This is a genomic window from Neisseria sicca VK64 (assembly GCF_000260655.1).
Taxonomy (GTDB): Bacteria; Pseudomonadota; Gammaproteobacteria; order Burkholderiales; family Neisseriaceae; genus Neisseria; species Neisseria sicca_B.
In genome coordinates this window covers 1-8,922 of the sequence record NZ_AJMT01000090.1, presented here as the reverse complement: position 1 = coordinate 8,922, position 8,922 = coordinate 1, and the positions used below count along the sequence as shown (strand labels likewise).

Genomic DNA, 8,922 nt, shown 5'->3' with positions numbered 1-8,922 from the left:
GATTAAGGCTGCAACTTTTTCCGAGCGTGATTTTGCCTTCTGAACACTTTCCAAATCAGCATTCAGACGACCTATATCTTGATAACTGCTGTGCGCACCCACTGCAAACACACTACCGACCAACAAGGCTACGGCACTCATTGCCAGATAGGTTTTTTCCGTTTTGGACAAATGCAGTTTTTTACCTGAACCCAAAACAGACAGATCGTTAAACGCACGGTAAATCAAATCTCCTGATTGTTCGGGATTGTTGGTTTGAATAAACGAAACGCCGGCAACTGTATCCAGTTTTCCCAAACTCCGTTTTTCAGCAGCAATATGATCTGCCAAAGCCTGACTTTGAGAGGGCAATGTCGCAGACAGTTTTGCAATAGGTGTTTGGCGCAAATCTTCCTCAATCAGCTGCGTACCCACTGGTGCCAACTGGTTGGCAAACTGATCCAATTCTTTCGCCAACTCCGTTGCCGATACAGTCGAACCATATTTCAAAGCATGGCTGATGGCTGATGGCATTTCATCGGCTTCATTGGTCAGATACACCTGATTAATCGGCAGCTTCCATCCGAGCTTTTTCATCAACTCGGTCAATTGCGCGGCATTTTCGTGAATTGAGGATTTTGCCTGAAGCGAAACAATGCCTTCGGCAGGACGTTTACCCACGCCCCTCAGATATTGCCAACCGCCTGCAGGCTCCATAGCCTGTGCATCAATCCAAATAGCCGATGCGGTTTCCACCCACAACTGACGGCGGATATCCGGCAAAGAGGCTTCCAGTAAGGCAGTATCTTGAGTGACCACAAAAATCCAAGGCTTACGGTGTTTTTTATATTGCTTGGTCAGCAAGTGGATATGTCTCAACTGCTCCCAGCGTTCCGACACGCCGATCAAATGGGTAGATTCCGCACTGTCGCCGCTTAAATCTTCGGGATTCAGATGCTTCAAATTGGAATGTCTGTCAGACACGCCTGACCAAAGCATTCGTGTCAACAGAGGGATAAAGAATATTAATGAAGTCACTACCGTGATACACGCCCACACAACCGCTTTGGCTGCAGATGTATCGATTCCGAATTTATGACCTAAAAAGTAGAGTAAGACTGCACTGACGATGCTTAGAATAATAACCACTATGCCAGTAAAAATTGGCTTCATAATAACTTCCGAAAAATAAACTTAAAATCTAAAAACTTAATCTGTATTTTGAATATCAGAACTTTTGAATTATTAAGATGAAAGGCTTTTTGCCAAACCTGCCCCGAATCAGGCATGTGCCCCTAAAAACCTGCAACACTAAAAGGATTATGCAATTTTGTATCTTATTTCCGACAATCCGGCACTTTAACTCCTTGCAGATTCCATTCCCCTTAGTCGCTTCCGACAGTCGGCATACTGCTGATCAAAGCGCAGCCGCATGCAGTTTTACAACCGTCCACAGCGACATCGCGCCCTTTAAACGACATATATTGACTGCCTTCGATAATCGGATTGGTGCCATGCCCGGGTATGGGGCAAGAAACCAAATCGCCTACCAGAGCGGCAGGCTTTCCTTCAATGACCATATCCGAAGACGCTTGAACCACAACGCCTCCATGAGTAGTCGCATCTCCCAGCCTGATAATACCTTTCATAGTTTTTACCTTTTTAAAAAATTTACTTATCATATCAAAAAATAAATAAATTAGTAACTACCGTTAAATATCAAATTCATACCGCTTATCAAACGGGTTATAACGCGGGCAAAATTACGATGGTTTGAGTGCCAATCGATTTTTTAAAATAATGAATAAAGCCATTGCCATTCAAATATTTATGACAACTTAAGTTCATACCGAATCAAAACAGGATAAAGCCCGACCGGTTTTAAAATTAATCCGCTCTAGAAAAAATAAACAAAACAATTTTCAGACGACCTCTTGAGGCAACCTCTTGAGGCAACCTGACTTGCTTATTTCAAAAATGAATTAACCGTCCACAATGGGACGGTTTTAAGTTTGAGGATAGGAGATTTAAGGAGAAAAGTGTTTCAAGGGCAGACTTCTTCAAGCTATAGTGGATTAAATTTAAATCAGGACAAGGCGACGAAGCCGCAGACAGTACAGATAGTACGGAACCGATTCACTTGGTGCTTCAGCACCTTAGAGAATCGTTCTCTTTGAGCTAAGGCGAGGCAACGCCGTAATGGTTTAAAGTTAATCCACTATATTTTTACGCTTAAAGAGGTCGTTTGATGAGAAACCCGTAGCCGTTACCGAGCGATAATCACGCTCTAGGGCGCGACGACGGGCGGCGGATAGCCGTGTGCGTCAATTTCAGACGAGGCGAGCCACGGGGTATGGACGAGATTAACGGGTAGATGTGCCAACTCGGGGATGTGGCGGCGGACGAATGTGCCGTCGGGATCAAGCCGGCGGGCGGTTTGGATAATATTGATGGAGCGCCGGTGAGCATTGCGGGCGGCGGTTTGCCAGTTGCCCTCGTTCAACGCGGGGTCAAAATCGGTTTGCTGTGTGGCGAACCAAACGATGCCGTGTTCGGACGGCTGATGCAGGACGCCACACAAAAATTCTGCCGTCAGGGAACGCAGAGCGGGATGCAGCCAGCCGCTCAATTTCAGGCTGCGCATGGCGGCATCGATAAGCGGGAAACCTGTTTCCCCCTGCCGCCAGCGTTCCGTCAGGTCGTCTGAAAACGGCGCAGATTCGGCAGCAGATTCAGGCTCGATGCGGGCGCGGTGGTAAGCAAGCTGCTGATAGAAATCGCGCTGAATCAAGTTGTCCAACCAAGCATCCGCACCCTGCCCTGCGGCTTCAGTCGCCAACACGCGCGGCGAAATGCAGCCTGCGCTCAAATACGCGCTCAAGCGGCTGGTGCCTTTTCTGGCGGGAAAATCCTTCATAATCGGATAAAACCCGATATTTTCTTCAAACTGCCGCCATTTTTTGTCCGCCTCATCTTCGCCGCCGCGCTGTGCGGAAACCATGTCCTGCTGCCCGTTCCACGCTGGGAATGACGGCATTTCAACAGAGGTCGTCTGAAAAATTTCAGCGCGTCCGCCTCCCGCATCCCGCCCGCCGAACCGCTGCCGAAACAAAGCCAGCCACGCTTCTTTATAATGCGGGAAGTCGGTATAAGGCGCGCCGTGACTGCCCATGATTTCTGCCTTGGCGAATATGGCACGGTCGTTAACACGCTCGAACGCAACGCCTTGTTCATCCAAAATCCGCCAAATTCGGTTATCTTGCCCGATTTCAGACGACGTATAGGCTTCGTCTGCAATTACGGTCTGAACATTCAACCGCGTCGCCAAAGCAGGCAATTCTTCCACACGGTTCACCACATACAAAGCCACACCGTGCGCCGCCAGCGATCTATGCAAAGCCGCTGCCGCCTGATAATGAAACCAATCCTGACGCGGATTGGGGATTTCAGACGACCTCCGCGCCACCCACACGCCTGCCACAGGCAATCCCCGCTTCACGGCGGCGGACAACGCGGCGTTGTCGCGTATGCGCAGGTTTCGGCGGAACCAGACCAATGTATGTGCTTGCATGGCGATGTCGTCTGAAAGGGATAAGGCGTTTGATTTTAGCAGAAATTTTACAGTCCAAAGAAGGAGGAGGAATACGGGAAGGTCGTCTGAAAATCTAGGGCGTGCCATTCGCAAAAGCTGTTTGCTGTTTCAAACTGCGCGATACTCCCTATTCCGAACCTGCCCTAAACTCAATTCCCCTCACTCACGCAGGCTCATTGTTCTACTCCATCCTATTGCTCAAAAATGCTAAACATCGCACACGATTTCAGACAACCCCTCATCGCCCCATCTCCCAACATTGCCGTTCGTCATACCGCATCCCACCTCTTCCCTATTTCCGTTATATTCCGTCACTTTGCAAATCTGAAGGTCGTCTGAAAATATGTTAGGCAAACTGGATACTTGGCTGATGGAACATCCGAAACGGGATGATTTGTACGATTGGCGGCGTTTTGCGGTCGAATTTTGGTTTTTCGGACTGAAAGAAGCGCGCGCCTGTTTGTTTGCAGGTCTGTTTTTCATCGCCATGTTCCTGATTCCGAAAACAGGCTGGCTGGGGATTTCACGCTATGACCTGCTGCTGATTTTTGTAGTCTCCGTGCAGGCTGCGATGCTGTATTTCAAGCTGGAAACGTGGGACGAAGTGAAATCGATTACGCTTTTTCACTTGGTGGGCTTTGCTTTGGAGTGGTTCAAAACATCGGGCGACATTCAGTCTTGGAGCTATCCGGACGAGGCATACACCAAAATCGGCGGCGTGCCGCTGTTTGCAGGCTTTATGTATGCGGCGGTCGGCAGCTACATCATCCAGGCTTGGCGGCTCTTTAATATCAGAATCAAAAGCCATCCGCCGTATTGGTTGAGCACATTGTGCGCGCTGGCAATTTACGTCAATTTTTTCACTCATCACTATCTCGGCGACTACCGCTGGTATCTCGCCGCATTCGCACTCGGGCTGTATGCGCGGACAACGGTTTTATACACGCCCTATGACACTACCCGAAAAATGCCGCTGCTGCTGTCTTTCGTCCTGATCGGTTTTTTCATTTGGCTGGCAGAAAACTTGGGGACTTTGTTCGGCGTTTGGCGTTATCCCAACCAAATCGGCGCATGGGCATCGGTACACATCAGCAAATGGAGTTCGTGGGCTTTGCTGGTGATGATGACGTTTACCATCGTGGCGAATTTAAAACACGTCAAACACACCATCAGCGTTTCTAAAGACTAAGGGATGCCGTCAGACGAATACTGATTTCCACACGGTCAATCGTCAGAACATGCCGTATTACCCCCTTCCCCTTTTCAGACGACCCTCATCCCATTAAACTAAACCTCCATATTTAAAGCCCACCCAACGGAGAAATCATGAATCAAAAAATCAAAGCCGGCATCGTCGGCGCAACAGGCTACACCGGCGTAGAACTGCTCCGCCTGCTCAGCACGCACCCCAATGTCGAAGTAACCGCCATTACCAGCAGGAGCGAAGCGGGCATTGCCATTGCCGATTACTTTCCCAGTTTGCGCGGCATTTATGACTTAACCTTCCAAACGCCGGATCAAGCCCGACTAGATCAATGTGATGTCGTGTTCTTTGCCACGCCCAATGGCGTCGCCATGAAGGAAGCACCCGCGCTTCTGAACCAAAACGTCCGTATCGTCGACCTATCCGCCGACTTCCGCATCCAAGACATCCCGACATGGGAACAATGGTACGGCATGCGCCACGCCAGCCCCGATATTATCCCGCAAGCCGTATACGGATTAAGCGAAATGAACCGCGACGCCATTGCCAACGCACGCATCGTCGCCAACCCCGGCTGCTATCCCACCTGCGTTTCACTGCCCTTATTGCCTTTGCTGCAACAAGGTCGTCTGAAAGCACACATGCCATTGATTGCCGACTGCAAATCCGGCGTCTCCGGCGCAGGGCGCAAAGGCAACATCGGTTCACTCTTCTGCGAAGCGGGCGACAATTTCAAAGCATACGGTATCGGCGGACACCGCCACCTTCCCGAAATCAAACAAACCATCCAAACATTGCAGGCAGACATCGCCGATGGTTTTGTCTTCACTCCGCACCTCACGCCCATGATACGCGGTATGCACGCAACCCTTTACTTGCATCTTGAGGACGGTTGCCATCCTGAAGAGATACTTCGCGAATACTATCGGGACAGCCCCTTTGTCGACATCCTTCCTGCCGGTTCCACACCCGAAACACGCAGCGTCCGCGGAGCCAATTTGTGCCGCATCAGCATCCAGCAAGCGCCGCAATCCGACGTTTGGATTGCCTTGTCCGTCATCGATAATTTAGTGAAAGGCGCAGCAGGACAAGCCATTCAAAACATGAACATCATGTTCGGTTTTGACGAACAGCTCGGTCTGCAAAACGCCCCGCTACTTCCCTGATGTATACGGTCATTCCGAACAAGAGGGATTTTCATCCATCTAAAGGGGTCGTCTGAAAACCACTCACGCCGTTTTCAGACGACCCCTTATCAACAACTACAATAGCAAATGCCTTCCAAATCACAAATCTAAAGAATTTCTAGTCGGCGAACTTTAACCACACGGCGCATGCCTACCCTGCCCGTCCATTATATAGTGGATTAAATTTAAATCAGGATAAGGCGACGAAGCCGCAGACAGTACAGATAGTACGGAACCGATTCACTTGGTGCTTCAGCACCTTAGAGAATCGTTCTCTTTGAGCTAAGGCGAGGCAACGCCGTAATGGTTTAAAGTTAATCCACTATACAAACTCAAAAATTCCCCGCCTCCAGATTTAGAGCTTCATAACAGCAGCTTCACAGCCACTCACTCATACACAATACCGGCAACCAATTCTTCTTCATTCAAATTGCCGTACTGCTGCTCCCAATCATGCGAAGCCTCAACCGTATCACACTCGCGCGCAAATACTTGCTGCTGCCCGTTCATATTTTCCAAAACCAAATTATTCAACTGCTCGCACTCTTGTGCCGAAACGCTGATATCAGATTGATGCGCTTGCGAATAACTGAAAGGAAACGCCAAAAAACCCAATACAAAAGCAGTCAGAACCAACCAAGCATTTTTACGATAACGAGTCATTTTCACAGCCTCCAACAAAATCTAAAACACATTCAAATAAAACATAATTCAGTCTAAAAAATCAGATTAATCAGAATAAAGCATCAAAACCGAGATACAAATTAAAAATAAAAGTATTTTTGAACCGAAATTATTCGATTAATCTAACAATAAGCACATAATACTCAGAAAAAACAAAAACAGCAATACTTTTTCTTAGCATAACTAATATTTTTCTTACAATTTGATAAAAACTAAGGTAAAATACACATTAACCATTTAAAGTGTATTAAAAATCACACTTAAACCAAAGGAACAACATGGATACCTTTAAAGACAGACTGGCTTTTCTATGGAAAGATGAAGCACGACAAGCCAAAATTGCGGCCGATATCGATATGACCATCGCCGGCTTCAGCCGCATCTGGAACGAGGGCGGATTACCCAAATCCGAAACCCTGAAAAAAATCAAACAGCTCAAAGGATGCAGCATAGACTGGCTTCTGACGGGAGAAGGAGAGCCGTTTCCCAATACCGAGCCGCCTAAAGCCACCGCTTACGACACTTTGGGCAATCCGGTCGATATTGACGAATTTATCTTCGTTCCGCGCTACGACATCCATGCCGCCGCAGGACACGGACAGCTTGTCGGCGATGAAAAACCCATGTTTACCATGGCATTCCGCCGTTACTGGATTGAAAACTACGTTACCCGCGACACCAAAAACCTGTCGGTCATTTCCGTCAAAGGCGACTCTATGGAAGGCGTCCTGAACGACGGGGATACCATCCTCATCAACCGCAGCGAAACCACCCCGCGCGATGGGTTATATGTTCTGCGTATCAATGAAAATCTTTTGGTGAAACGGCTGCAAGTCATCCCCGGCGGCATCGTCAACGTCATCTCCGCCAACGAAGCCTACCCGGCCTTTGAAATCGATTTAAACAAAATGACCGAAGATGTTGCCATCATCGGCCGCGTGGAATGGTTTGGACGGATTATCTGATCTGCGTTGTGTTCAGACGACCTGAATTCATGTTTTCCTATTTTTTAACAGGACGGACGGTGTAAAGGCTGTCCGCCTGCCTATTGAAATTTTTCGAGATTGCAGCCATGTAAGCGGTTGACAGATATTGCCGCCCGACCCGCAACACCCTCTTCTTGCTTCAAGAATCCGTTTGCGCGACAATACTGGCAATATTCATATAAAAGGAATCACATCATGTCAGACGAAAGCCCTATCATTTTTACAGAAAGCTGCTGCACCAAAGTAGCTGATTTAATTGCCGAAGAAAACAATCCCGACTTGAAACTGCGCGTATTCGTCAACGGTGGCGGCTGCTCAGGCTTCCAATACGGTTTTACCTTTGACGAAATCAAAAACGATGACGATTTTGAAATCCAAAAAAACGGGCTGACTTTCCTGGTCGATCCGATGAGCTATCAATATTTGGTCGGCGCGGAAATCGACTACACCGAAAGCCTGCAAGGTTCCCAATTCGTTATCCGCAATCCGAATGCGGAGACCACTTGCGGTTGCGGTTCTTCATTTTCCGTCTAATACGCCGTTTTCTAAAAAAGGCCGTCTGTTCACTCAGGCGGCCTTTTAGATTGATATGCTTTCAAAGCAATAACATCTATCTTATAATTCATAGTTCCATTTGGTAATATTCATTAATATACTATAATCGGTCAGAATCGGGCATTTATACTATTTCAGCCGAATAAAATACCCTTTATCCTTCGGTTAAGACAAATAGACGAATAATAATCTATACTTTATAACAAAACCGACACTAAATACCTGCCTCCAAATAACAAAGCAGGATTTTATATCTCATGGGATCACAATGAAGAAACAAGATAAACTTTACGACGTTTATGTTTCTTATCCGCCGGATGTCGATCGCGAGCGCATCAACGCCTGCTTGTACGATAATCTACCGGAAAAAGAAGCCGAAGATTTGGTTCAAGCGCTTGCCGAACGTCCGCAAGCCATTATTGCCGAGAACTGCACCCAAGACGAACGTGAAAATGCCCAACAATATTTCAATTATTTGGGATTGGATGTCATCGTCCGCCAATCGATGGAATTGGAGCTGGATCTCAGCGGCGAAGAACAGGAAGAAGCGGCTCCTGAAATCCGCCAGTGTCCCGTATGTTTGACCCTGATTGAGGATCACGAGGCGACGGAATGTCCCGTTTGCCATTTCCACCTTGCCAGCGCGACCGAGCAAATCATCCAGCGCAAGCGCATCGAATGGCAGGAACGGGTGGCGTTTGAGCATAAAAAACAAGCGGAAATCGCTCATAAGCT

The 8,922-nt window shown here is 47.9% G+C and carries 8 protein-coding genes and 1 pseudogene; 5 read left to right on the top strand and 4 right to left on the bottom strand.

Annotated elements, in window-relative coordinates; all coding sequences use genetic code 11:
* The 3 genes and pseudogenes from HMPREF1051_RS05575 to HMPREF1051_RS05565 form a co-directional block, all read right to left on the bottom strand.
* Positions 1 to 1,152 (bottom strand): annotated as a pseudogene (locus HMPREF1051_RS05575) (type VI secretion protein IcmF); the annotation flags it as partial.
* A gap of 212 nt (positions 1,153 to 1,364) precedes the next feature.
* Entirely contained in the window at positions 1,365 to 1,628 is a 264-nt protein-coding gene (locus HMPREF1051_RS05570) for a PAAR domain-containing protein (RefSeq protein ID WP_009310839.1), read from the bottom strand.
* Between the two features lie 638 nt (positions 1,629 to 2,266).
* Positions 2,267 to 3,550 (bottom strand): FAD-binding domain-containing protein, encoded by a 1,284-nt coding sequence (locus HMPREF1051_RS05565; RefSeq protein WP_003765559.1) that lies wholly within the window; start codon positions 3,548 to 3,550, stop codon positions 2,267 to 2,269.
* A gap of 364 nt (positions 3,551 to 3,914) precedes the next feature.
* Here HMPREF1051_RS05565 and HMPREF1051_RS05560 point away from each other — a divergent pair, with 364 nt between their 5' ends.
* Complete coding sequence (locus tag HMPREF1051_RS05560; protein ID WP_003765557.1) at positions 3,915 to 4,760, top strand: DUF817 domain-containing protein; 846 nt, start codon at positions 3,915 to 3,917, stop codon at positions 4,758 to 4,760.
* A 137-nt stretch (positions 4,761 to 4,897) separates the two neighbouring features.
* On the top strand, positions 4,898 to 5,941 hold the full coding sequence (gene argC, locus HMPREF1051_RS05555; protein ID WP_003765563.1) for an N-acetyl-gamma-glutamyl-phosphate reductase: 1,044 nt from the start codon (positions 4,898 to 4,900) through the stop codon (positions 5,939 to 5,941).
* Between the two features lie 408 nt (positions 5,942 to 6,349).
* Here argC and HMPREF1051_RS05550 read toward each other — a convergent pair whose 3' ends face one another.
* Positions 6,350 to 6,625 (bottom strand): hypothetical protein, encoded by a 276-nt coding sequence (locus HMPREF1051_RS05550; protein ID WP_003758370.1) that lies wholly within the window; start codon positions 6,623 to 6,625, stop codon positions 6,350 to 6,352.
* Between the two features lie 299 nt (positions 6,626 to 6,924).
* Here HMPREF1051_RS05550 and HMPREF1051_RS05545 point away from each other — a divergent pair, with 299 nt between their 5' ends.
* From HMPREF1051_RS05545 to HMPREF1051_RS05535, 3 genes are all read left to right on the top strand, one after another.
* Entirely contained in the window at positions 6,925 to 7,611 is a 687-nt protein-coding gene (locus tag HMPREF1051_RS05545) for a S24 family peptidase (protein ID WP_003758368.1), read from the top strand.
* 216 nt (positions 7,612 to 7,827) lie between these two features.
* Positions 7,828 to 8,166: an iron-sulfur cluster insertion protein ErpA gene (erpA, locus tag HMPREF1051_RS05540; protein ID WP_003758366.1), complete on the top strand. Its 339-nt coding sequence runs from the start codon at positions 7,828 to 7,830 to the stop codon at positions 8,164 to 8,166.
* Between the two features lie 289 nt (positions 8,167 to 8,455).
* Positions 8,456 to 8,922: hypothetical protein (locus HMPREF1051_RS05535; protein ID WP_003765553.1), on the top strand; the 467-nt coding region annotated here is incomplete at its 3' end.

Bases quoted from the DNA above. Each gene is read 5' to 3' on its own strand.
- argC (WP_003765563.1), top strand. From the start codon at position 4,898: ATGAATCAAAAAATCAAAGCCGGCATCGTCGGCGCAACAGGCTACACC.
- HMPREF1051_RS05550 (WP_003758370.1), bottom strand. From the start codon at position 6,625: ATGACTCGTTATCGTAAAAATGCTTGGTTGGTTCTGACTGCTTTTGTA.
- HMPREF1051_RS05565 (WP_003765559.1), bottom strand. From the start codon at position 3,550: ATGCAAGCACATACATTGGTCTGGTTCCGCCGAAACCTGCGCATACGC.
- erpA (WP_003758366.1), top strand. From the start codon at position 7,828: ATGTCAGACGAAAGCCCTATCATTTTTACAGAAAGCTGCTGCACCAAA.
- HMPREF1051_RS05570 (WP_009310839.1), bottom strand. From the start codon at position 1,628: ATGAAAGGTATTATCAGGCTGGGAGATGCGACTACTCATGGAGGCGTT.
- HMPREF1051_RS05560 (WP_003765557.1), top strand. From the start codon at position 3,915: ATGTTAGGCAAACTGGATACTTGGCTGATGGAACATCCGAAACGGGAT.
- HMPREF1051_RS05545 (WP_003758368.1), top strand. From the start codon at position 6,925: ATGGATACCTTTAAAGACAGACTGGCTTTTCTATGGAAAGATGAAGCA.